Raw genomic sequence first — 21,886 nt, forward strand, 5'->3', positions numbered from 1 at the left:
CGGTTTACGAATTCTGGGCGGGAACGTGCAGCAGTGCGAGGTGCGCGCAACCCAGTGGGAAGACGGCGGAAGCGGGGAATAGACGAGAGGCCAACGCCCTTGTTCCTCAAGGGACTTGACCCATCACAGCGGGACTTTCAGGGGGATTCCATTGGGGACTTCAGGGGGACTTTCATGACGAAGACCGGAGGCGGACGGGCACTCCCCGTCACGGCGGCCCTGCTCACCGGCACGGTCGCCCTCTACATGGCGCTGGTCGCGTTCGGCAACATCACCGACTACGGCACGAACCAGCAGTTCGTACGCCATGTCCTGGCCATGGACACCACCTTCAAGGACGACGACCTGATGTGGCGTGCGATCGAGTCCCGCACCCTCCAGGACATCGCCTACGTCGCCATCATCGCCTGGGAGACCCTGGCCGCCCTCGTCCTCATCACCGCCACAGCCCTCTACGGCACGGGCCTGCGCAGCATGGACCTCACCCGCGCCCGCCGCGCGAGCACGGCCGGCCTGCTCATGACGATGCTCCTCTTCGGCGCCGGCTTCATCGCCATCGGCGGCGAGTGGTTCTCCATGTGGCAGTCGGAGGACTGGAACGGCCTGGACGCGGCCCTCCGGGTCTTCGTACTGAGCGGGGTTGTGCTGCTGGTGGTGCATCTGCCGGGGGCGGCGGGGCGTGCGACGGGGGGCGGTGACGTCAGCCGAACGAGGTGACGTTGGGGTCACACAGCCCCGCCTCCGCCCAAGGACACCGAGCGATAACCGGAACTGCTCTTCCGCCGGACGCCTACTCGACCACCGAAACCGTCGTCCCCGTCGCACCGAAATCCCAGATGGCGTCCCCGTCGGCCGCGCGCACGCGGATTCCCCCCGTCTCGACTCCTGCGGCGGGCGGCGGCGACGAGCCGTCCTCGGCGTTGGAGAAGGCGATCGAGACGCCGGAGCGGGTGGAGAAGTAGACGACGTTCTCGATCGGCACCCCGTCGTAGCCGGTCGCGGAGGCATTGCGGAACGTGACCGTGTACGTGCCGGGCAGTGGGCTCACCGAGCCCGGCCACACCGTGAACGTACGGCGGGCGTCCTTGCCGGAGTCGACCAGCCATACCCGCCGCTGGCCGAGGGAGTAGACGATGCGCCGCCCCGTGCCCGAGCCGTCCGGAACCGCCACCGGTGCGGACGGGCTTGCCGAGGCGGAAGGACTTGCGGAAGCCGTCGGCTTCGGCTGGGCCGCCTGCTCGGCGCGTACGGCCAGGACGGCGACCACCACGACGGCACCGAGGGTCAGCGCGGTGACCCAGGCCCATGGGGACAGCCGTCGTCGAGGCGGCCTTCGTCGGGTGGGCACGGGCACGCACCTCCTCCCCCTGCTCGGTGGGACAGCTCAGTCCCGTCTCAGTCCAACACCGGCAGCAGCTCCGGCAGATGCCCGTCCGAAGCCGACGCCGCCCGCTGCCGTTCCTCCGGGACCTCCCCGTACAGCGTCGTGCGCGGACGCGCCGGACGGCCCGCCGCCTCAGCCACCGCGATCAGGTCCTTGATGGATTTGTACGAGCCGTACGACGAGCCCGCCATACGCGAGATGGTCTCCTCCATCAGCGTGCCGCCGAGGTCGTTCGCGCCCGAGCGGAGCATCTCGGCCGCCCCTTCCGCCCCCAGCTTCACCCAACTCGTCTGGATGTTGGGGATATAGGGGTGCAGCAGCAGCCTCGCCATCGCCGTCACCGCGCGGTTGTCGCGCATGGTCGGGCCGGGGCGCGCGATGCCCGCCAAATACACGGGCGCGTTGGTGTGGATGAACGGCAGCGTCACGAACTCCGTGAAACCGCCCGTCTGTTGCTGGATCCGCGACAGAGTCCGGAAGTGGCCGAGCCAGTGGCGGGGCTGGTCCACATGCCCGTACATCATCGTGGACGAGGAGCGGATACCCAGCTCGTGCGCGGTCGTCACCACCTCTATCCAGGTCGCCGTGGGCAGCTTGCCCTTGGTCAGGATCCAGCGGACCTCGTCGTCGAGGATCTCGGCGGCCGTGCCGGGGATGGAGCCGAGGCCGGCCTCCTTGGCGGCGGCCAGCCATTCGCGGATCGACATCCCGGTACGGGTCGCGCCGTTCACCACCTCCATCGGCGAGAAGGCGTGAACATGCATCCCCGGGACGCGCTCCTTCACCGCCCGCGCGATGTCGAAGTACGCGGTGCCGGGCAGGTCGGGGTGGATCCCGCCCTGCATACAGACCTCGACTGCCCCGACGTCCCACGCCTGTTGGGCGCGATCGGCGACTTGTTCCATGGACAGCGTGTAGGCGTCGGCGTCCGTGCGGCGCTGGGCGAAGGCGCAGAAACGGCAGCCGGTGTAGCAGACGTTGGTGAAGTTGATGTTCCTCGTCACGATGTACGTGACGTCGTCGCCGACCGCCGACCTGCGGACGTCGTCCGCGATCCGGGTGAGGGCGTCCAGCGCCGGGCCGTCGGCGTGCAGCAGGGCCAGCGCCTCGTCGTCGGTCAGGCGCGTCGGGTCGTCGGCCGCCGTGGCGAGCGCCGCCCGTACGTCCGTGTCGATCCGCGACGGCACCATCCCGGGCGCCGCCGCCTCCCGCAGCTCCTCCCAGTCGCCGTACACCTCGTCGAAGTCGTTCCGGCGGTCGCCCGTACGCCCCTCGGTGTCGATGGTCCGGTGCAGATCCGTACGGCCCGACGCGGTGAACGCCTCGTCCGGCTCCTGCCACGGGTGGCCCTGGACGACGGCGTCGGGATTCGCCAGGCCGGTCTCCGGGTCGGCCAGGGCCCGTACGTGCGGCAGCAGCCGGGGATCCAGCCAGGGCTCGCCGCGCTGTACGAACTCCGGGTACACACACAGCCGTTCACGCAGTTCGAAGCCGGCCGCCGACGACTGCTCGGCGAGTTGGTCGATCTGCGGCCAGGGCCGCTCCGGATTGACGTGGTCGATGGTCAGCGGTGAGACGCCACCCCAGTCGTCGATTCCGGCGCCGATGAGCCGCCCGTACTCGAAGTCCACGAGATTGGGCGGCGCCTGGAGGCAGGCGGAAGGACCCATGATGTGCCGTGCGACGGCCACCGTGGCGACGAGATCGTCCAGCTCGGCGTCCGGCATCCCGCGCATCGCCGTGTCCGGTTTGGCGCGGAAGTTCTGGATGATCAGCTCCTGGATGCCGTGGTAGGCCCGCGAGACCTTGCGCAGCGCGAACAGCGACTCGGCGCGTTCCTCGTACGTCTCCCCGATCCCGATCAGCAGACCGCTGGTGAACGGCACGGACGACCGCCCCGCGTCCTCCAGCACCCGCAGCCGCACCGCCGGTTCCTTGTCGGGCGAGCCGTAGTGCGGGCCGCCCGGCTCGGACCACAGCCGCGTGGCGGTGGTCTCCAGCATCATGCCCATGCTGGGCGCGACGGGCTTGAGCCGCTGGAAGTCGGTCCACGACATGACACCGGGGTTGAGGTGCGGCAGCAGCCCCGTCTCCTCCAGGATCCGGATGGAGATGGCGCGGACGTACGCGATGGTGTCGTCGTACCCGTGCGCGTCCAGCCACTCCCGCGCCTCGGGCCACCGCTCCTCGGGCTTGTCGCCGAGGGTGATCAGGGCTTCCTTGCAGCCGAGTTCGGCCCCGCGCCGCGCGATGTCGAGCACCTCGTCCGGCGACATGAACATCCCGTGCCCGGCCCGCCGCAGCTTGCCGGGGACGGTGACGAAGGTGCAGTAGTGGCACTTGTCGCGGCACAGCCGGGTGAGCGGGACGAAGACGCTCTTCGAGTACGTGATGACGCCGGCACGTCCCGCGGCCTCCAGGCCCGCGTCCCGCACCCGCCCGGCCGACGCCGCCAGGTCGTTCAGGTCCTCGCCGCGCGCCTGAAGCAGCACGGCCGCCTCGGTGACATCGAGCGCGACGCCGTCCCGGGCGCGTTTGAGGGCCCTCCGCATGGCGTTCGCGGTGGGCCCGGTTCCGGAGCTCGCGGAAGTCGTCATCCTTCGAGCATACGGTCGCATTGATCAGGCACTCCTGGGGCCGTGTCACAAGTAGCGCGGCCCGGCCCCATACCCCACTACACGTACTTCGCGTAGTCGTCCAGCACGCGCAGTACCTCCGCCTCCCCGGCCGGCGGCAGTTGCAGCACGACTTCCTCGATGCCGAGGTCCGCGTAGTGCGCGAGCTTGCCGGAGCTGGGCAGCACGGCGTACGGCACGACCTGGAGCGCCTCGGGGTCGCGGCCCGCCTCGGCCCAGGCGGACCGCAGGACCGGCATCGACTCGGTCAGCCCGCGGCCACCGATCGGCAGCCAGCCGTCCGCGTACTCGCTGATGTGCGAGAAGAGCTTCGGCCCGGCCGCTCCCCCGATCAGCGTGCGCGGCCCGACGACCGGCCCGCGCGGCTTCTGTACGGGTTTGGGATAGGCGTAGCTGGCGCGTACAGACCCGAAGTCGCCCTCGTACGGGGTCGGTTCCGGCGACCACAGCGCCCGCATCAGCGCCATCCGGTCCCGGCCCAGCTCCCGCCGCGTACGCCAGTCGACGCCGTGGTCGGCGGCTTCCTCCACGTTCCAGCCGAAGCCGATGCCGAGCGTGAAGCGGCCGCCGGAGACGTGGTCGAGGGTCGCGATCTGCTTGGCGAGGTCGATGGGGTCGTGCTGGGCGACGAGGGTGATGCCCGTGCCGAGACCGAGCCCCGTGGTGACCGCCGCCGCCTGGCCGAGCGCGACGAAGGGGTCGAGGGTGCGGCCGTACTCGGGCGGCAGCTCACCGCCCGCGGGGTACGGCGTCGTCCGCTCGACCGGGATGTGCGTGTGCTCGGGGAGGTAGAGCCCGGCGAAACCGCGCTGCTCCAGCTCGGCGGCGAGCCGGGTCGGGCTGATCGTCTCGTCGGTGAGGAAGATCGTGGTGGAGATCCGCATGAGGCCTTCCTAACCCGACAAACGCCTGGAGTCCATACCGGCCGGTCGGACGCGCCCACGACGCGTGCCTCCAAAGCACCTCGGAAACGCCTCGGAAGCCATGGGAAGCGCTCCCCGGAAGCGCCGATGAAAGCTGCCGATTCCCTTCCCTTGCACAGGAGTTCACGGCTCAATACGAAGCTGGTACGTGTCATCCCCTGCCACACCCACACCTTGGGAGCAGCAGCATGTGCGAGGACGACCACGGAATCGGCAGACGTGCCCTGTTCGTGACGGGAGCCGCCGCCGCGCTTACGTTGGGAAGCGTGAGTTTCCCGAGCGAGGCCGCCGACGCAGCAGCGGACCACGAGACGAGGACGGTGCGCGGCACACTGCCCACCGGCTCACCCGACTTCGTGTATCTGCCGGTCGAAGTTCCCGACGGCGTACGGGAGATCAAGGTCGCGTACACCTACGAGAAGCCTTCCGTTCCGGCCGGCACCGCGGGCAACGCGCTCGACATCGGCATCTTCGACCAGCGCGGCACGGAACTGGGTGGCAAGGGCTTCCGCGGCTGGTCGGGCGGGGCACGCACGGAGTTCTTCATCCGCGCCGACGACGCCACGCCCGGCTACATCCCCGGCCCGGTCCGCGAGGGCACCTGGTACATCGCGCTCGGCCCCTACACCGTGGCCCCGCAGGGACTCCCGTACGAGATCACCATCACGCTCACCTACGGCGAACCCGGCGCCGTGGTGAAGCCGAAGTACCCGCCCACACGCGCCAAGGGCAGGGGCCGCGCCTGGTACCGCGGCGACTGCCACCTGCACTCCTGGTACTCGGACGGCCGCCGTACCCCCGCGGAGATCGCGGCCCTCGCCCGCGAGGCCGGACTGGACTTCATCAACACCTCCGAGCACAACACCCATGCCGCGCACGCCCATTGGGCCGACGTGGCGGGCGACGACCTGCTGGTGATGATGGGCGAGGAGGTCACGACGCGTAACGGCCATGTCGTCGCGCTCGGCACGGACCCCGGGACGTTCATCGACTGGCGCTACCGCGCCCGCGACAACCGTTTCGGCAAGTACGCGCGCGAGATCCGCCGCTCCGGAGGCCTGGTCGTGCCCGCCCACCCGCACGCCACGTGCATCGGCTGCAACTGGAAGTTCGGCTTCGGCGAGGCGGACGTGGTCGAGGTGTGGAACGGCCCGTACGGGCCCGACGACGAGGTCTCTCTGGCCGACTGGGACGGCATGCTGGTCGCGTCGGTCCGGGAGGGCCGCGGCTGGATCCCGGCAATGGGCAACAGCGACGCCCACCGCCCCCCTGACCCCGTCGGCACCCCGCAGACGGTCGTCCTCGCCGACGACCTCACCCGCGAGGCCATCCAGGAGGGCCTGAAGGCGGGCCGCTCCTACATCGCCGAGTCCAAGTCGGTCTCGCTCGGCTTCACCGCGTACGGCCCAAAGGGCGAACACGCCGGTATCGGCGGCCGTTTGAAGGTGGACCGCGACGACCCGGTCACAGTCCGCCTGGAGGTCTCCGGCGCGCCCCGCTGCACGGCCCGCTTCGTCACGGACCAGGGCGTCCTGCACACCAGCCCCGTCCTGCCGGTCTCGGGCTCCGGCACGGTGGAGTGGCGTACGACGGCCCAGTACGCGGCGTACGTACGGGCGGAACTGCGCCACGAGGCGGCGGTGGCACCGCTGCCGGGGGCACTGGCGGCGTTCACGAACCCCATCTTCTTGGGGCGGTAGGGGGCGCCTGGGAGACTTCTCGGGTCACCGACGAGAAGGACCAGGGCCTTATGTCGCGCTTCCACGATCTCAAGTTCCGCGCCGTCACATCGCTCCAACGATGGGTCGCCAACCCGCTGTCCAGACGACTGCCCTTTCAGACGCTCCTCGAGACCACGGGGCGAAAGTCGGGACAGCCGCGCCGGACCCCACTCGGCGGAAGCCGGGTCGGGGACCAGTTCTGGATCGTCTCCGAGTACGGCGAGAAGTCGCAGTACGTACGGAACATCCAGGCGGACCCGAGAGTCCGGGTCCGCATCAAGGGCCGTTGGCACCACGGAACCGCGCATCTGCTGCCCGAGGACAACGCGCGTGCCCGTCTCAGGTCTCTGCCGCGGATGAACAGCGCAGCGGTGCGGGCGGTCGGCACGAATCTGCTGACGGTGCGGGTGGATCTGGAGGATTGAGGGGCTGTTGAACCACGGGCCTGCGGATCTACCACCTGTGGATCACGGAAGTAGTAGACGACCGTCACCCCCAAACCCGGCGTGTGCGTGCACACGACGGTGATCGCCTCGGCTGAAGTCGTGCCGGTGGGCCGCCCCACGGGTCGGGACCGGTGCCGAGGCAGGCCAGGTCCAGGTCAACGACCCGGGCCTTGTTTGTTTCCTGACCGCCGACGCCGGCGCGGAGGCCGACGGCCCGGCGCGCACGCCACGGGTGGGTGGCGTTGCTGCCGGGCCGTCAGTCACTCACGCGGTCTCACTTCCCGTGCAAACCCCTGCGGCGACGTCCGCGAAGCACCAGCGCGCCGCCGGCAGCGATGACCAGCAGGCCACCGAGGGCGCTGTACGTGACAACAGCGTTGTTCGCCCCGGTGGAAGCCAGGTCGCCGGACGTGCTGCTCGGGGTCGGCCGGCCGACGGGTGCGCCGTTCTCCGCCTGCGCACGGGTGCCGGTCGTGCCGGCGGCGGAGACAACCGGCGTGGGGACGGTCGGCGTGGGGGCGGGCGACGGCTTGTCAGCGCCGGCAGTCCCCGACGCGGGCTTCAGCTGAAGAGTCGTGATCGAGTACGGCGGCAGCTTCTGTGCGACCGCCGTGCCCCGCTTCGCCGTCGTCAGGGCGGTGTCTCCCTTGGCATACGAAACGGTCGTGACCGCCCCTGCGGCCGGGGTGAATCCGGCGTACGAGAGCGACACCTGCGCCGCGTTCTTCGGGCTCTTGTTGATCAGCATGACGTTCAGACCGCCCTTGCTGCTCCGCACCGCGTGCACGGCAACCGACGAGTTGCGCGAGGACGACTTGACCATGGTGTCGCCAGGCTGCGCCAGTGCGGTCAGCGAGCGGATGCCCCAGTAGGTGGGGAAGGGTGTGTCGCGCGGCGGTTCGCACTTCCCCCCGGCGCAGGTTCCGGCGGAGAGCACACCCCCGTCCTGGTAGTCGGTCTCGCCGTGGACGGTGGTGGGTGCTTGGTCCGTGCCGTTGTGCAGGTTCCACCAGTCCACGTGGGTGGCGCCCTGCTCGAACCAGGTCATGTAGGTGTCCGACGCGAACAGGGCCGCGGCCTGGCTGGTCTGGGCGGGCGAACCGACGGCGCCGTTCTCGGTGACCGCGATCTCCACCGAAGCGGCGCGCGAGCCCGTGTACTTGGCGATCAGCGAGCGCAGCGAGGACCTGACACCGGCGATCCGGGTGGGGGTGTTCAGCAGGTCGTCCGTGGTGGTGCCGCCCGGATACCAGTGGACGATGACGAAGTCGATCGAGCTTCCCGCGATGGAGAGCACCGTGTTGTTCCAGTCGGCGGTGTCACCGGGAGCCTTCTCCGCATCCGGCCAGTAGCCGGGGGTGGTGAGCACCGCTCCGATCTTCACCTTCGGGTCCACGGCCTTCATCGCCTTCGAGTAGGCGACGAGGTTCTTCCCGTACTCCTTCGGGCTCTTGTCGGCGTGGTTGTCGGTTTCCCAGCCCTTGCCGTCGCCGTAGTGCCCGTTGCCGTAGACCTCGTTGCCGATCTCCCAGTACTTTACGCCGTAACCTTTGTCGACGTTGGCGTACTTGACCCAGTCGGCGGCCTCCTGGGGGGTACCGGAACCGTAGTTCGCGGTCAGGATCGGCTGGGCGCCGACCCTCTTCGCGGTGGCCATGAAGTGGTCGAAGTCGGTGTTGGAGGGGATCCAGCCGCTGCCGTCGCCGGAGGTGTGGGTCTTCCAGTGGTATACGTCCGCGCCGGAGCCGCCGGGAAAGCGCAGCTGCCGAACTCCCGCGGCCTTCATCAGCGATGACACCTTGGCGTCCCCCATGTGCTCGTCGCCGAAGCCCGTGTTGAGGCCGACACCACTGCTGGGCACCGTGCCCAAGGAGGTACCGGCATCCACACTGATGCCGACGGTCGGCGCGGCGCCCGCGCTGGGCGCCAGGGCGCCGACACCGGCCGAGGCGGCGAGCACCGCCACCGCCCCCACGACAAAATGCCGGAGCATCCGGCTACGGCGGGGCGTGCGACCCCGAGGCATCGGCTGCTCGGCGGATCTCGGGTCGTCTTGTGACACGTGGGGCTCCGATCGGGTGTTGACACAGAAGGCGTAGCGCCGCTGACCACGGCTCGCCCTCGTCGGTACACCCCTAAGTGGCCAGTCAGAGCGGAAAGGTTGCCATCTCAATCATTTTTCGCCGAGACGCGGTTTCACCGTCTCACCGGACCCGGTGACCGGGTGACCCCGTGGCCCGGTGCCCCGGTGACACGCCCGGGCTCCCTTTCCACCTCGACGGCGCGAACCATCACATGCTTCCGGCCGCACACCGCCCCGCGTTGGCCGAGCGGCTGAAGCCGCACAGGAAGCACAGGAAGCGGTGCGAGGAGGACGCGAAGATGGCTTGGCTGACCAGCGCCCGTACAGCTGCTCCAGCACGCACACCACGTAGGCGTCGCGGTCCACCGCGCCCTGCGGCAGATCCTTGTTCGCGTACACCGCCTTGCGCCAGTACGGCGGCACCACCTTGTCGTCGACCTCCCGCATCAGCAGCGGCTTCTTGGTCACCTGGCGACGGCTGAGCGCGGGCTCGGCCTCCTCCAGCGGGGCCTCGCTCATCCGCTGAGAGTGATCGTGGGTGGGCAGGGGCGGTCTCGTGCCGGTATCTGCTCGACTGCACCTGGTGGTCGGCCCTCCCGGGGGCAGAACACTCAGCCCGCCCGGGCGGCGGCGAGGTGGGCGTCCACGGCGACGACACCGTCGACGCCCTGGCAGAGGCCCACGACGACCGGGACGAGACGCGGTTCCGGGACGTGTCCCCGAAGGGTGACGACCCCGTCCCGGACCTCGACCGCGACGGTGCCCTCGTCGAGGCCGAGGATGCGCCCCAGGACGTCCTGCTCAACCTCGCTGCGGACCTCGGCGTCGGCGCGGATGAAGGCATCGAGCAGGTCGCTGCGGGTGACGATGCCGGTGAGGAGCCCGTCGTCGCCGACCACCGGCAGCTGCTTGACGTGCCGCCTGCGGAGTTCCCGCGCGGCCCGGGGGATCGTCCAGTCGGCGCGGGCGGTGAAGACGGGGCTGCTCATGAGCGCGCCCGCGGTTCGGGCCCGGGCCTTGCCCCAGGAGCGCTCGTCGTTCCCGTCCTGACCCTGCGGATCGGGCATGCCGGTCTCGTGCCGCAGCACGTCGGACGCGGACACCACGCCGACGGGAGCGCCGTCGTCGTCGACGACCGGGGCCGCGACGATGTCGTTCGCGTCCAGCAGGGCGGCGACCTCCTGGAACGGTGTGCTGGGGCGGAAGGTGACGACTTCCTCGGTCATCACGTCACCGACCGTGCGGCGGTACAGCATGGCATCGGCCTCCTCCGCTATGCGACGGGGCGGCCGCGGCCGGACCGCCCGGGCAGACCACGCGCGGCGCGCCGGCTTCCGCACCCCTGCCGGCTCGTCCACGCCGTCTTCCCTATTTATGACAGCACCGCGCCGCTCCGGCGACCAGTGACGTCGGCCTGGTGCGCGTGCATCGGGTCCCTCCCCGGCAGGTCCAGACGTACGTAAGCCAGCAGTGTCCCGCGTTTGTACTCCTCCCAGCGGTCCAGCCCGAGGGAGCGGAACGGCGGCTCCTGCCACGGCCTCAGCGCGTCCAGATGTTCCAGCAGGCGCCGCAGGAAGTCCCGTACGGACGGCTCGTCGTGCGGCTGCCAGGACAGGTCCCGCTCCCAGGACTCCTCGGCGAGCGCCGCTTCGATCGAGGCGTACTCCTCCTCCGTGGTGAGGTCGTAGAACGGCTGCTCCAGGATCATGCGAGCGAGGCGCTCGACTTCGCTCTCCCCCAGTTCCCGGCTGAACTGCACGCAGTAAAGGACCGCTACGACCACCCCGAAGTGCATGCGCGCAGTATGACGAACGGCGCCGGCCGCGTCGTCCGGCCGCCCCCTGAGAAAAGGGGATGCACTGGTAGGCCCTCCCTGTGTTGCATGGCCCCATGGTGTCCACCGACCGACTGCTTGCCTTCGCGGCCATGTCCTTCCTGCTGATCGTCGTGCCCGGTCCGAGCGTGCTGTTCGTGATCGGGCGGGCGCTGGCGCAGGGGCGTCGCGCCGCGCTGACAACCGTCGTGGGGAACACGATCGGCGCGTACGTGCTCGTCGTGGCCGTGTCGCTGGGTATCGGTTCCCTCGTGGAGCGCTCCGTCCTGGTCTTCACGGCGCTGAAACTGGCGGGTGGCGCCTACCTCGTGTACCTGGGGGTGAAGGCGTGGCGGCAACGGGGTTCGCTGCAGGCCGCGTTCTGCGGTGACGCGGCCACGGCCGACGGTCTGCGCACGCTGTGGGAGGGGTTCGCGGTGGGGATCGCCAACCCCAAGACCATCGTGTTCTTCGCCGCCGTACTGCCACAGTTCGTCGACCGCGCCCAAGGACACGTCGTGGCCCAGATGCTGCTGCTCGGCCTGGTCTTCAACGTCATCGCTCTGGCGTCAGACAGCGTGTGGGGGCTGGTCGCCGCCACCGCCCGGGAATGGTTCGCCCGGTCACCGCGGCGGCTGTCCCTGGTCGGCGGTGTGGGTGGGCTCACCATGGTGGGCCTCGGGGTCACCGTCGCGGCGACGGGGCGCAAAGAATAGCTGCCTCGCCGATCCGGTCAGGCCGGACGTCCTACGTCGGCCATGCCGTGTGCATGAGGAGAGTATGATGCCCACATGACGATCAACATGACGATGAGTCTGCCCGACGACGTAGCCGCGTTCGTGAAGGCCAAGGGGAACGCCTCCGCGTACACCGCCCGGATACTGCGCCGCCAGATGCTCACCGAACAGTTGGAGAAGTCCGCGCGAGTACGAGCCGAGGCGGGAATAGTGACTACGGCCGCTGAGCCCGCCGAGAGTGAGGAAACCACGCTGGAACGCTGGGCGCGGGTGGCGGGTCGGTGAACCGCGGACACGTCTACCAGCTGTCCTTCGCCGGTGGCCCCGCCCACGTCCTGGTGATTTCGTCCGACGCCCTCAACGCACAGAACAAGACCGCGACCTGCGTACTGATCTACCCGCAGCAGGTGCGCGAGGCGACGCTCGTCGACATTCCGGTCAGCGCCCCCTCGTCGGGCACGATCGTGCTCGGCGAGTTTCGCACCTTGTCCGCCCCTCGCTTCACCGAAGACCTGGGGCCGGTGGACGAACGTGTCATGGAAGCCGTCGAGATCGGACTCCGAGCCGCCTTCGACCTGTAGCGCGGTCGGGTGGCGCAGCCTGCGTCACCCCGGCCAGACGATCGCCTGCAGTTCGCTGTACGCGTGCAGGGCGTACGACCCCACGTCCCTCCCCACTCCGCTCTTCTTGAAGCCCCCGAACGGCGCCTCCATGTTGCGGCCGACCGTGTTCACGCCAACGCCGCCGGCCCGCAGCGACCGCGCCACGCGGAACGCTCTCGCCACGTCCCCCGACCAGACGTAGTCGATCAGGCCGTAGTCGGAGTCGTTGGCGAGGGCGACGCCCTCTTCCTCCTCGTCGAAGGGGATGACGACCACGACCGGGCCGAAGATCTCCTCGCGGGCGACCCGCATGTCGTTCGTGCAGTCCGCGAGGAGCGTGGGAGCGACGTAGAAGCCCGTGTCGTACGCCGGTCGCTCGCCGCCCGCGACCATTCGCGCGCCCTCCTTGCGGCCCAGCTCGACGTACGACTCGACCCTGTCCCGGTGCGCCGCCGAGATCACCGGGCCCACGACCGTGCCTTCGGCTCGCGGGTCGCCCACCTTCAAGTAGCCCGCGTACGCGGCGAGTTGGTCGACCACACGGTCGTACACCGCCCTCTGCGCCAGGACCCGCGTCGGTGCCGTACAGATCTGGCCGCTGTAAAAGGAGAACGTCGTCCCGATCCCCCGCACCGCCGACGCCACGTCCGCGTCGTCGAAGACGATCGCCGCGCCCTTGCCGCCCAGCTCCATCAGCTGGCGTTTCATGTCGCGCCCGCACACCTCGGCGATGCGCTGCCCGACCGCCGTCGAGCCGGTGAAGCTCACCATGTCGACGTCGGGCGAGTCGACCGCCGCCTCGCCGACCTCCGCCCGCGAGCCCGAAACGACGTTCACGACACCCGGCGGGACGCCCGCCGCCTCCAGCGCCTGAGCCATCCGGTAGACGGAGAGCGGGTCCTGGGGCGCGGGTTTGACCACCACCGTGTTGCCCATCGCCAGGGCTGGAGCGATCTTGCCGGCCGGGTTCGCCCAGGGGTTGTTGTACGAGGTGATGCAGGTGACCACGCCCACCGGCTGGCGTACGGCCAGCGCGCCCATGACGGCCGCCTTGCCGAACGGGCCCGCCTCGTTGATCTGCGGGACCAGCGCCTCCTCGACCGGCTCCAGCGCGCCCTTCGCGTACCGCCGGAAACGGGCCGCACCCACCCCCACCTGCATCCCGCGCGCCGTCCCGGTCGTGGCACCGCTCTCGGCCTGGGCGAGTTCGGCGTACGGGACGAGGTTGCGCTGGATGATGTCCGCCGCCCGGTCCAGGATCGCCGCGCGCTCGGAAGGGGACGTACGCGACCAGGGCCCGAAGGCCTCGCGGGCCGCGGCTGCCGCCGCGTGCACCTGATCCCGCGAGGCCTCCGGCGCCAACCCGACGACCCCCTCGGTCGCCGGGTCGATCACCTCGTAGTGACCGCCGTCCGGCTCGACCCACGAACCGCCGACGAACAGCCGCTGTCCCTCGGTCACCTTCGGGTCACCCGCTCTTGTCGTTCCGGGTGCCGTGACCGACCCGCTTTTCCGGCCGGGGGTCCGGGGGTTGTCCTCCGGGAGAATGCAGCGTACTCACCGTCCGCGTGTCCCGACCGGACCGCAGCACCTTCCCCGGCACCGCCCCCGTCACCCGGTCCCCGCGGATCGCCTCCACCCCGTTCACCCAGACCGCCGTGATCCCGATCGCCTTGGAGTCCAGCCGCGGGCTGTCTCCCGGCAGGTCGTGCACCAGCGTGGCCGTACCGGCGGCGATGCGTTCCGGGTCGAACAGGACGAGGTCGGCATGCCATCCCTCGGCGATCCGCCCGCGTTCCCGCAGGCCGAAGAGCTGGGCGGGATCGTCAGTGAGCATCTTCACCGCCTGCTCCAGCGTCGCGAGCTTCCGTCCGCGCAGACAGTCCCCGATGAACCGCGTCGTGTACGGCGCCCCGCACATCCGGTCCAGATGCGCCCCAGCATCGGACCCGCCCAGCATGACGTCCTCGTGCTGCCAGGTCTCGGCGCGCAGCGCCCAGGAGTCGGGGTCGTTGTCGGTCGGCATGGGCCAAAGGACCGTACGCATCTGGTCGTTGGCGCAGATCTCGACGATGCACTCGAAGGGTTCCTGGCCGCGTTCGGCCGCGATGTCCCGTACGACGCGGCCGGTCAGCCCCTCGTTCTCGGGACTGTACGTGTCCCCGATGACGTACCGCCCGAAGTCGGCGAGCCGGCGGAAGACACCCGCCTCCTTGCTGTCCGCGCGACGCAGCATCTCGGTCCGTACGTCCCGGTCGCGGAGTTTCGCGATCCGCTCGGGCACCGGCAGACCGAGGATCTCGCCCCAGCCGGGGATCAGGTTCAGTGCGCAGAAGGTGCCGAGCGACATGTTCATCGGGGTGAGGATCGGCATCGTCAGCGCGATGATCCGGCCACCGGCCTTACGGGCGCGCTCACTTGCGGCCAGTTGCCTCGGCACGCGGTCGGGGACGGCCGCGTCGATGGTCAGGACGTTCCAGTTCAGGGGACGGCCCGCCGACGCGCTCATCTCCACGAAGAGATCGATCTCGTCGTCGCTGAACTGGTCGAGGCAGCCGGCCACGATGGCCTCCAGCTGCGTGCCCTCGTGTTCCGCGACGGCACGGGACAGAGCGAGCAGTTCGGCCGGTTTCGCGTGCCGCGAGGCGACGGGTTTCCCATCGCCGTCGGAGTGCGTGGACGACTGGGTGGTCGACAGCCCCCAGGCGCCCGCATCCATCGACTCATGGAACAGCCGTAGCATCTCCGCCAGTTGCCCGTCGGAAGGCTGCCCGCCCACCGCGTCCGGCCCCATCACATACCGCCGCAGCGCGCAATGCCCCACCATGAACCCCGCGTTGACGGCGATCCGCCCCTCGAGAGCATCGAGATACTCCCCGAACGTATGCCAACTCCACGGCGCCCCCTCCTCGAGGGCCACCAGCGACATCCCCTCCACCTTGGACATCATCCGCCGCGTGTAGTCGGCGTCTTCGGGCCGGGAGGGGTTCAAGGGGGCGAGGGTGAAGCCGCAGTTGCCACCCGCGACGGTAGTCACACCGTGGTTGAGGGAGGGAGTCGCGTACGGGTCCCAGAAGAGCTGAGCGTCGTAGTGGGTGTGGGGATCGACAAAGCCGGGGGCGAGAACGAGCCCGCCGGCGTCCTCGGACGTACGAGCCTCCTCGGTGACCGCTTTGCCGATGACGGCGATACGACCGTCGCGTATCCCCACGTCGGCGGTGTACGCGGGCTTTCCCGTCCCATCCACGACGGTCGCGCCCTTGATCAGGTGGTCGAGCATGACGCATACCTCCTACAGCCGCTCAGGTCCGCTGTGAAAACTCGGTGTGGTGCAGCGCCCCTTTAGGGGCGCGGGGAACTGCGCGACCAGCCACAGACGGCCCGCGCCTGAAGGACGACCCGCAGGTCTCCGGCTCAACCCAGCGGAGCGATCACGCGCCGGCGCGGAACCGCGAGGTCCGATGAACAGGATCCGTATCGATCTTCGGAATCACGTGCTCCCCGACGAGCCGAATCGTCTGCAGAGTGTCCTCACGCGAAATCCCGATCGGCAGCCCGAAGGACAGCTGATCGGCCCCCGCCTGCTCCCACCGCTTGCACTGCATCAGCACCTCGTCCGGATCCCCGCAGATCAACAACTCCTCAGCGATGAGATGCTCGACGATCTCCTCGTTGAACTCGGGAAGCGTCTCCGGCCACACAGGGAAACCCTCCGGCCGAGGAAACGTGTCGTGGTACCGGAAGACCAGCGACTGCAGATAGTGCAGGCCACCGCCGGCGGCAATCCGCACCGCCTCCGCATGCGTAGGCGCACAGACCGCGGTGGACGTCACCATGACGTTGTCGTTGACAAACGCACCCACCGGCTCCGCCTCGACGATCGCCGTCTTGTACTGCTCCAGCACCCACTCCATGTCGGAGACCTTCTGCACGCTGAAGCCGAGCACACCCAGGCCCTTACGGGCGGCCATGGCGTACGAGGGCGGGGACCCGGCCGCGTACCACATGGCAGGGTGCGCCTTCCCGTACGGCTTGGGCAGCACCTTCCGCGGCGGCAGCGACCAGTGCTTGCCCTGGAACCCGACGTACTCCTCCTGGAGCCACATCTTCGGGAACTCGGCGATGGTCTCTTCCCAGATCTCCTTGGTGTAGTTCATGTCGGTGACGCCGGGGATGAAGCCGAGGATCTCGTGCGAACCCGCGCCCCGCCCGCTGCCGAACTCGAAGCGGCCTTCGGAGAGATGGTCGAGCATCGCGACCTTCTCGGCGACCTTCACCGGGTGGTTGACCTGGGCGAGGGGATTGAAGATCCCCGAGCCCAGATGAATCCGCTCGGTAGCGTGCGCCAGATACCCGAGGAAGACGTCGTTCGCCGAGAGGTGCGAGTACTCCTCCAGGAAGTGGTGCTCGGACGCCCAGGCGTACTTGAAGCCGGACTTGTCCGCCTGGATGACGTACTCGGTCTCCTCCATCAGCGCCTTGTGCTCGGCGAGCGGATCGGTCTCGGCCCGCTTGCCCACGTATCCCTGTACAAAGAGCCCGAATTCCAAGGAGGTTCACCGTCCCCAACATCGGTATCTGACGTTGCGTCAGATCTGCTTCGCCGACTGTCGCACCGCACCCGCGAAGGGTCAATAGCTGACGAGGCGTCAGAGAACGCTGACTCCCGCCAGCCAGCCTCCGTCGATCACGAACGGCTGCCCCGTGATGTACGAGGAGTCGTCACCGGAGAGGAAGAGCACCAGCCGCGCCACCTCCTCCGGCTGCCCGACCCGCCCGAGCGGCACGAGCTTGCGGTACAGCCGGTCGATACCTTCGGCGGCCTTCTCCGTGTCCGCGCCGGGATCGAGCTGGGCGGGATTGCTCATGGCGGTGTCGATCGCGCCCGGGCAGACGGCGTTGACGCGGATCCCCTTCCCGGCCAGCTCCAGCGCGGCCACGCGGGTCAGCCCGACGATCGCGTGCTTGGTCGCCGCGTACGCACCGACCCAGGCCATGCCCGTCATCCCCGCGTACGAGGCGGTGTTCACGATCGTGCCGCCGCCCGCCGCCTCGATCTCGGGCGCGACGGTCTTGATGCCGAGGAAGACCCCGACCTGGTTGACCTGCACGATCTGCTGGAACTCCTCCAGCGGCGTGCTGACCAGCTCGTTGAAGCGCAGGATCCCGGCGTTGTTGACCAGCCCGTCGATCCGCCCGTACGCCTCCTTGGCCGCGGCCACCGCGGACCGCCAGTCGGCTTCCTGGCTCACGTCGAGGTGCACGTACCGCGCGCCCAACTCCTTGGCCAGCGCCTCCCCCTGATCGTCCAGTACGTCGCCGATGACGACTTCGGCGCCCTCCGCGACGAAGAGCCGCGCCTCCTGCTCACCCTGGCCGCGTGCGGCACCGGTGATGAGGACGACGCGTCCGTCGAGCTTGCCCATGGGTTTCTCCTTCAGTAGTGGAGGACGCGCGTTGACTGCATTCCTGATGCTTCGTCACACACATGGCGACGATCCCCATGGTCTTAGCTGACGGGCCGTCAGGCAAGAGTTGGCGGCTCCGGTGGGGACAGCACAGCGCCCGCCGAGGCAAGGGGTGACGGCGTTCGAGGCGTGTGGCAATGGACACGCCAAGTGACCGGCCGGTAGGGACATTTGACTCTGTCGGGGCCACGAAGCGAACGCCAATATTTCTCAACGGGAAGGCAAAGGAACTCCCAATAAATCCCCCCCTCAAAGAGAGATCAGAGCGTGGCCAAGAGGCGATTCAAGAACAAGAAGGTCCGGTATGTAGCGATCGGAGCAGCGATCACGACGGGCGCTGCCGTCGCCACGGTGTTACTGCCGTCGGCCAACGCGGCCGAGGAGAAGACGCCGGAGCAGATCCTCAGGATGTGCGAAAGGACCCAGGTCCTCAACGGCAAGAAGCAGTCCCTCGAAGACTTTGGCGGCCATGGGATCGCCGGCCCCGGTTTCGAGTCCGACACCTGCGATTTCGTCGAGACGAACTTCGAGACCTTCGACGGCCCCAAGCAGAAGGTCACGGTCGACTTCCCGAACTGCGAGCCGAACGCCACCGAGCCCGCGAAGGTCGACGCCACTTGGAAGGCGACCGTGGGTCAGGGCGAGGGCAAGTACACCGCGACTCAACAGGGCGCCGGTGGAGGGCTCTTCGGCGCCCTGAGCGGGTCCTGGCTCAAGCACAAGGGAACGACCGACCTGACCCTCAAGACGGTGACCGCCGGTGACAAGGAAACGAGGGAGGTTCCGGTCGGCAAGGTTCTCCACATGGAGTTCACGCCGAAGATGCAGCGCATGACGGGTGTGTGGCGGGTCCGTATCGAGGCCCGCGAGCAGGGCACCGTCATCCCCGCAACCCCGGAGCAGCAGTACGAAGCGGAGGAAGTCGTCGAGGGTCCCGTCACCCTGCCCGGAGCGGCCGGCGCTCCCGGAATCGCGGACGGGACGCCCAAGGCCGTCCTGACCGACTGCTGACGGACGCCCGTAACCCAACCCCCCGCACTTCCCCCCTCAAGGAGACGCACCATGACACGCAGCAGCCGCAAGGGAAATCACCGGAGCAGGAAGAAGCGCATCACCTTCATGCTGGCTCCAGTGGTGGCCGCCGGGGTGGCCGTTCCGCTGATGTACTCGGCGGGTGCCGCCACCCCCTCCGAAGTGTCCAAGGACTGCGCGGAGAACTCCGACAAACTGGAGAACTGCGAATTCGTCGACGTCCAGTTCAAGAGGAACAACCTGGGGCCCAACAAGCGCGTTTCCACCCCCTCCGACAACTGTGGAGCCACGACCGCTCTCGAGAAGAACTTCTCAGTGTCCACGTCGGTGGTCAGGTCCATCACGCTCGAAGACGGGTTCGTCGCCTCCGCCGACTCCAAGCTGGGGAACTCGTTCTTCGAGATCGGCGCCAAGTTCAACACGACGGAATTCAACCTCGAGCGTGACGACACGGGCACCGGCTTCGATTTCTCCAGGACCGACAAGGTGCAGCCCGACCACATCGGCTTCTTCATGTGGTCGGAGAAGCGCACCGACGTGAGCGGGTACCTCAAGGCCACGTACAAGGAGGAGCAGGACGGCCAGAAGGTCTTCTTCTCCCCCAGCGAGGGCGCCAAGACCGTGCATGTCTTCTATCCGCAGATCCTGCAGAACGGCGTCCCCGACGGCCGTCTCTGGCTGCGCAACGTGAAGTGCGGTACGCCGCAGGCCGAGGAAGTCCTGGGCGGCAGCAGCCCGCAGAGCGCCGAGATCCGCGCCGAGTCGCAGCAGCCCGGATTCGGCGAGGGCGGCGCGAATGTCACGGATGTCGAGATCCCGCTGTCCGAGATTCCGGCGCCGTAACTCTTCGGGCGGACGGCCGTAGCCGACGGTGCCGGCATCACGTCCGGCACCAAGCCCCCGCTCGCGCGGGGGCTTCTTCCGTGTCTGTCACGTCGCCCGTGCCCATCACGTCGACGGCAGCGTCAGCGGGCCGCGGACCCCAGGCTGTCGCCGTTCCTGGCGCCCAGCCAGCGCAGCACCGCGTCCGTACTCCCCCGGGCATCCAGCTTGGCGTAGATGTTGCTGAGGTTGTTGCGGACCGTCTTCTCGGTCAGCCTCAGCCGCACCCCGATCTCCTGCGCGCCCAGGCCGGTCGACAGTAACTCCATGATCTGCCGCTCGCGGGGCGAGAGCAGGGCCCGCAGCCGTTGCAGGGCGTCGTCGCGCGGGACCGCCATGCGCTGGGCGCACTCCCTGAGCGCCGCGCACGCCAGGGGCGAGAGATAGGTGTGCCCGGTCGTGGCGGCCACGACCGCCGCGGAGAGCATGCAGGTGCAGTAGTCGCCCTCCGCCAGGTAGCCGGCTCCGCCGCGGAAGACGTCGACGATCACGTCGGGGTCGCGCTCGGGGCTGATGACGATTACTGACGCGTTCATGTCACCCATGGCACCGAGCAGCCTCGGAAAGGCGTCCGCGGGGTCCTCGCAGGGCAGCACGACGACGTCCACGGCCTCGTTGTCCCCGTCACGGGCACGGTCGCGCAGGAAATGGTGGGGAGCCGGGGAGTGCAGCACCCGGCCCACGTACGGATCGTCCGGGGCCGGCCAGTCGTCATGCGGCCAGCCCTCCTCGGCGCAGGCCAGGACGACGGTCAGTCTCCGGGACGAATCGCCAGCTGCAGGGGGATAGGAGGCGTGATTCGCCGTGCTGACGTGCCTGGAAGATCGCATTTCGCGGGCCCTTCCGCCGAAGTCATGACGTCTCTACGTACGGGACTCGGGGCGGGCCTGTTCAAATGTTCAAAGAAATTGCTGTCATGCTGTCAGACAGGCCGTCGGGGAGGGGCGGGGCGCCTACAGGGGTGGTGGGTTCGGTTTGTTGGCGACTGCGGGTGCGTTGTGGTTGCTCGCGCCCCGCGGCGGAGCCGCTGATGTCACAGCCCCGCGCCCCTTGGGTGCGTGGTGGGTGCGGGGCCGCGGGCCGGTGCATCAGCCCGTCGCAGGCCGGGCATACGGCCCGGTGTCTCGGTACACCGTGCGGGTGACCAGAGACAGAACCTGAGCGACGGGCACACGACGCACCGGCCCACGCCCCCTCCCGCCGGTGGAAGGGGGCAGGTAGTTGGGGGTGCGGGCTTTTTCGGGATCAAAGATGCGGAGCTACCTCCGCTCCGAACGTCCCCATCTGGTCCGTTAGTTCGCTTCGGCTTCGGGAGCGGAAGCGGATCTGGATCTGGTGTACGCCCATCGCCTGGTAGGCCCGCAGTGACTCGGCCAGTGCTTCGGGGTGGCCGGAGAGGGTGCGGCGGCCCACGTCCCAGGCCGGGTCCCCTACGTACAGCGGCTCGGTTATGGCGCCGACGACGGCGGGCTCGGTGATGCCTGACTCCTCCCGTATGCGTTTCAGCCGGGCGATCTGGTCCGGCAGGCGGTCCCGGGGGTCGCCCTGCGGCAGCCAGCCGTCGCCCTTGATCGCGGCCCGGCGTACGGCGGCGGGTGAGGAGCCGCCGACCCAGAGGGGTACGTGGGCCTGCGTCGGCCGGGGCCGCTGGCCGAGGCCGTCGAAGTCGTACAACTTCCCGTGGTGCTCGGGGAATTCATCGCGGCCGAGGGCAGACCGCAGCGCGTCGATGCTCTCGTCGAGCACGGATCCGCGCCGTTCGAAATCGACGCCCAGCGCCTCGAACTCCTCCTGTACGTGGCCGGCGCCGACTCCGAGGATCAGGCGGCCGCTCGAAAGGTGGTCGAGGGTCGCGTACTGCTTGGCGGTGATGAGCGGGTGGCGGAGCCCGACGACGGCGACATGGCTGAGCAGCCGTACGCGCTCGGTGACCGAGGCCAGGAACGCGAGGGTGGCGACCGGGTCGTACCAGACGGTGCTCATCGCGGCCGCGAGGCGGCGTGGGATGGCGACGTGGTCGCAGCTCGCGAGGTACGCGAAGCCGGAGCGGTCGGCTGTGCGGGCGATCTCCACGAGGTCGTCGGGGCCGGCCGCCGCCTCCCAGGCCTCGGCGTAGATCGTGCTCTGCGACTGGACCGGGAGTTGCATCCCGTACAGCA

Annotated in this window: 19 protein-coding genes and 2 pseudogenes; 8 read left to right on the top strand and 13 right to left on the bottom strand. The window is 69.1% G+C overall.

The features are described from left to right. The first annotated feature begins 174 nt into the window (after positions 1-174). Positions 175-717 (top strand): DUF2165 domain-containing protein, encoded by a 543-nt coding sequence (locus ABD357_RS30785; protein ID WP_344394290.1) that lies wholly within the window; start codon positions 175-177, stop codon positions 715-717. Between the two features lie 73 nt (positions 718-790). On the opposite strand, the gene ABD357_RS30790 is transcribed toward ABD357_RS30785, so the two are convergent. The 3 genes from ABD357_RS30790 to ABD357_RS30800 all read right to left on the bottom strand — a co-directional run bounded on the left by ABD357_RS30790 (position 791) and on the right by ABD357_RS30800 (position 4,904). Continuing rightward, complete coding sequence (locus tag ABD357_RS30790) at positions 791-1,354, bottom strand: hypothetical protein (RefSeq protein ID WP_425585072.1); 564 nt, start codon at positions 1,352-1,354, stop codon at positions 791-793. A 41-nt stretch (positions 1,355-1,395) separates the two neighbouring features. Further along, on the bottom strand, positions 1,396-3,981 hold the full coding sequence (locus tag ABD357_RS30795; RefSeq protein ID WP_344394292.1) for a bifunctional FO biosynthesis protein CofGH: 2,586 nt from the start codon (positions 3,979-3,981) through the stop codon (positions 1,396-1,398). 77 nt (positions 3,982-4,058) lie between these two features. Then, positions 4,059-4,904 (bottom strand): LLM class F420-dependent oxidoreductase, encoded by an 846-nt coding sequence (locus ABD357_RS30800; protein WP_344394293.1) that lies wholly within the window; start codon positions 4,902-4,904, stop codon positions 4,059-4,061. Positions 4,905-5,131: 227 nt separating this feature from the next. On the opposite strand from ABD357_RS30800, the gene ABD357_RS30805 reads away from it, so the two are divergent. Both ABD357_RS30805 and ABD357_RS30810 read left to right on the top strand, forming a co-directional pair. Next, positions 5,132-6,643 (top strand): CehA/McbA family metallohydrolase, encoded by a 1,512-nt coding sequence (locus ABD357_RS30805; protein ID WP_344394294.1) that lies wholly within the window; start codon positions 5,132-5,134, stop codon positions 6,641-6,643. 50 nt (positions 6,644-6,693) lie between these two features. After that, positions 6,694-7,089 carry a nitroreductase family deazaflavin-dependent oxidoreductase gene (locus ABD357_RS30810; RefSeq protein WP_344394295.1) on the top strand — a complete coding sequence of 132 codons (396 nt, stop codon included), beginning with the start codon at positions 6,694-6,696 and terminating at the stop codon, positions 7,087-7,089. 295 nt (positions 7,090-7,384) lie between these two features. On the opposite strand, the gene ABD357_RS30815 is transcribed toward ABD357_RS30810, so the two are convergent. From ABD357_RS30815 to ABD357_RS30830, 4 genes and pseudogenes are all read right to left on the bottom strand, one after another. Next, on the bottom strand, positions 7,385-9,103 hold the full coding sequence (locus ABD357_RS30815) for a cellulose-binding protein (RefSeq protein WP_344394296.1): 1,719 nt from the start codon (positions 9,101-9,103) through the stop codon (positions 7,385-7,387). Positions 9,104-9,467: 364 nt separating this feature from the next. Then, positions 9,468-9,682, bottom strand: a pseudogene (locus ABD357_RS30820) (hypothetical protein); the annotation flags it as partial. Positions 9,683-9,804: 122 nt separating this feature from the next. Next, on the bottom strand, positions 9,805-10,449 hold the full coding sequence (locus ABD357_RS30825; protein WP_344394297.1) for a CBS domain-containing protein: 645 nt from the start codon (positions 10,447-10,449) through the stop codon (positions 9,805-9,807). A gap of 116 nt (positions 10,450-10,565) precedes the next feature. Beyond that, positions 10,566-10,988 (bottom strand): hypothetical protein, encoded by a 423-nt coding sequence (locus ABD357_RS30830; protein WP_344394298.1) that lies wholly within the window; start codon positions 10,986-10,988, stop codon positions 10,566-10,568. 95 nt (positions 10,989-11,083) lie between these two features. Between ABD357_RS30830 and ABD357_RS30835 the strand changes: the two genes are divergently transcribed. From ABD357_RS30835 to ABD357_RS30845, 3 genes are all read left to right on the top strand, one after another. Next, complete coding sequence (locus tag ABD357_RS30835) at positions 11,084-11,722, top strand: LysE family translocator (protein WP_344394299.1); 639 nt, start codon at positions 11,084-11,086, stop codon at positions 11,720-11,722. Positions 11,723-11,797: 75 nt separating this feature from the next. Next, complete coding sequence (locus ABD357_RS30840) at positions 11,798-12,028, top strand: hypothetical protein (RefSeq protein WP_344394300.1); 231 nt, start codon at positions 11,798-11,800, stop codon at positions 12,026-12,028. Continuing rightward, positions 12,025-12,324: a type II toxin-antitoxin system PemK/MazF family toxin gene (locus ABD357_RS30845; protein WP_344394301.1), complete on the top strand. Its 300-nt coding sequence runs from the start codon at positions 12,025-12,027 to the stop codon at positions 12,322-12,324. The genes ABD357_RS30840 and ABD357_RS30845 overlap by 4 nt, the downstream gene beginning before the upstream one ends. Before the next feature lie 24 nt (positions 12,325-12,348). On the opposite strand, the gene ABD357_RS30850 is transcribed toward ABD357_RS30845, so the two are convergent. The 4 genes and pseudogenes from ABD357_RS30850 to ABD357_RS30865 all read right to left on the bottom strand — a co-directional run bounded on the left by ABD357_RS30850 (position 12,349) and on the right by ABD357_RS30865 (position 17,771). Then, a complete protein-coding gene (locus ABD357_RS30850) occupies positions 12,349-13,806 on the bottom strand; it encodes an aldehyde dehydrogenase family protein (RefSeq protein WP_344394302.1) in 1,458 nt (485 codons plus the stop codon). A gap of 91 nt (positions 13,807-13,897) precedes the next feature. Next, positions 13,898-15,625: pseudogene (locus tag ABD357_RS30855) on the bottom strand (N-acyl-D-amino-acid deacylase family protein); the annotation flags it as partial. A 151-nt stretch (positions 15,626-15,776) separates the two neighbouring features. Continuing rightward, positions 15,777-16,895 carry an LLM class flavin-dependent oxidoreductase gene (locus tag ABD357_RS30860; protein ID WP_344394303.1) on the bottom strand — a complete coding sequence of 373 codons (1,119 nt, stop codon included), beginning with the start codon at positions 16,893-16,895 and terminating at the stop codon, positions 15,777-15,779. A 99-nt stretch (positions 16,896-16,994) separates the two neighbouring features. After that, positions 16,995-17,771: an SDR family NAD(P)-dependent oxidoreductase gene (locus ABD357_RS30865; protein ID WP_344394304.1), complete on the bottom strand. Its 777-nt coding sequence runs from the start codon at positions 17,769-17,771 to the stop codon at positions 16,995-16,997. Positions 17,772-18,080: 309 nt separating this feature from the next. Here ABD357_RS30865 and ABD357_RS30870 point away from each other — a divergent pair, with 309 nt between their 5' ends. Both ABD357_RS30870 and ABD357_RS30875 read left to right on the top strand, forming a co-directional pair. Continuing rightward, positions 18,081-18,824 (top strand): hypothetical protein, encoded by a 744-nt coding sequence (locus ABD357_RS30870; protein WP_344394305.1) that lies wholly within the window; start codon positions 18,081-18,083, stop codon positions 18,822-18,824. A 51-nt stretch (positions 18,825-18,875) separates the two neighbouring features. After that, on the top strand, positions 18,876-19,688 hold the full coding sequence (locus tag ABD357_RS30875; RefSeq protein WP_344394306.1) for a hypothetical protein: 813 nt from the start codon (positions 18,876-18,878) through the stop codon (positions 19,686-19,688). A gap of 122 nt (positions 19,689-19,810) precedes the next feature. On the opposite strand, the gene ABD357_RS30880 is transcribed toward ABD357_RS30875, so the two are convergent. Both ABD357_RS30880 and ABD357_RS30885 read right to left on the bottom strand, forming a co-directional pair. Beyond that, positions 19,811-20,557 (bottom strand): helix-turn-helix transcriptional regulator, encoded by a 747-nt coding sequence (locus tag ABD357_RS30880; RefSeq protein WP_344394307.1) that lies wholly within the window; start codon positions 20,555-20,557, stop codon positions 19,811-19,813. Positions 20,558-20,972: 415 nt separating this feature from the next. Continuing rightward, positions 20,973-21,875, bottom strand: coding sequence for an LLM class F420-dependent oxidoreductase (locus ABD357_RS30885; protein ID WP_344394429.1), 903 nt, complete (start codon positions 21,873-21,875; stop codon positions 20,973-20,975). Positions 21,876-21,886 lie beyond the last annotated feature (11 nt).

This window comes from Streptomyces vastus (assembly GCF_039532825.1).
Taxonomy (GTDB): Bacteria; Actinomycetota; Actinomycetes; order Streptomycetales; family Streptomycetaceae; genus Streptomyces; species Streptomyces vastus.

Bases quoted from the DNA above. Each gene is read 5' to 3' on its own strand.
- ABD357_RS30835 (WP_344394299.1), top strand. From the start codon at position 11,084: ATGGTGTCCACCGACCGACTGCTTGCCTTCGCGGCCATGTCCTTCCTG.
- ABD357_RS30800 (WP_344394293.1), bottom strand. From the start codon at position 4,904: ATGCGGATCTCCACCACGATCTTCCTCACCGACGAGACGATCAGCCCG.
- ABD357_RS30785 (WP_344394290.1), top strand. From the start codon at position 175: ATGACGAAGACCGGAGGCGGACGGGCACTCCCCGTCACGGCGGCCCTG.
- ABD357_RS30885 (WP_344394429.1), bottom strand. From the start codon at position 21,875: ATGCAACTCCCGGTCCAGTCGCAGAGCACGATCTACGCCGAGGCCTGG.
- ABD357_RS30865 (WP_344394304.1), bottom strand. From the start codon at position 17,771: ATGGGCAAGCTCGACGGACGCGTCGTCCTCATCACCGGTGCCGCACGC.
- ABD357_RS30840 (WP_344394300.1), top strand. From the start codon at position 11,798: ATGACGATCAACATGACGATGAGTCTGCCCGACGACGTAGCCGCGTTC.
- ABD357_RS30805 (WP_344394294.1), top strand. From the start codon at position 5,132: ATGTGCGAGGACGACCACGGAATCGGCAGACGTGCCCTGTTCGTGACG.
- ABD357_RS30880 (WP_344394307.1), bottom strand. From the start codon at position 20,557: ATGCGATCTTCCAGGCACGTCAGCACGGCGAATCACGCCTCCTATCCC.
- ABD357_RS30810 (WP_344394295.1), top strand. From the start codon at position 6,694: ATGTCGCGCTTCCACGATCTCAAGTTCCGCGCCGTCACATCGCTCCAA.
- ABD357_RS30815 (WP_344394296.1), bottom strand. From the start codon at position 9,103: ATGCTCCGGCATTTTGTCGTGGGGGCGGTGGCGGTGCTCGCCGCCTCG.
- ABD357_RS30795 (WP_344394292.1), bottom strand. From the start codon at position 3,981: ATGACGACTTCCGCGAGCTCCGGAACCGGGCCCACCGCGAACGCCATG.
- ABD357_RS30875 (WP_344394306.1), top strand. From the start codon at position 18,876: ATGACACGCAGCAGCCGCAAGGGAAATCACCGGAGCAGGAAGAAGCGC.
- ABD357_RS30830 (WP_344394298.1), bottom strand. From the start codon at position 10,988: ATGCACTTCGGGGTGGTCGTAGCGGTCCTTTACTGCGTGCAGTTCAGC.
- ABD357_RS30825 (WP_344394297.1), bottom strand. From the start codon at position 10,449: ATGCTGTACCGCCGCACGGTCGGTGACGTGATGACCGAGGAAGTCGTC.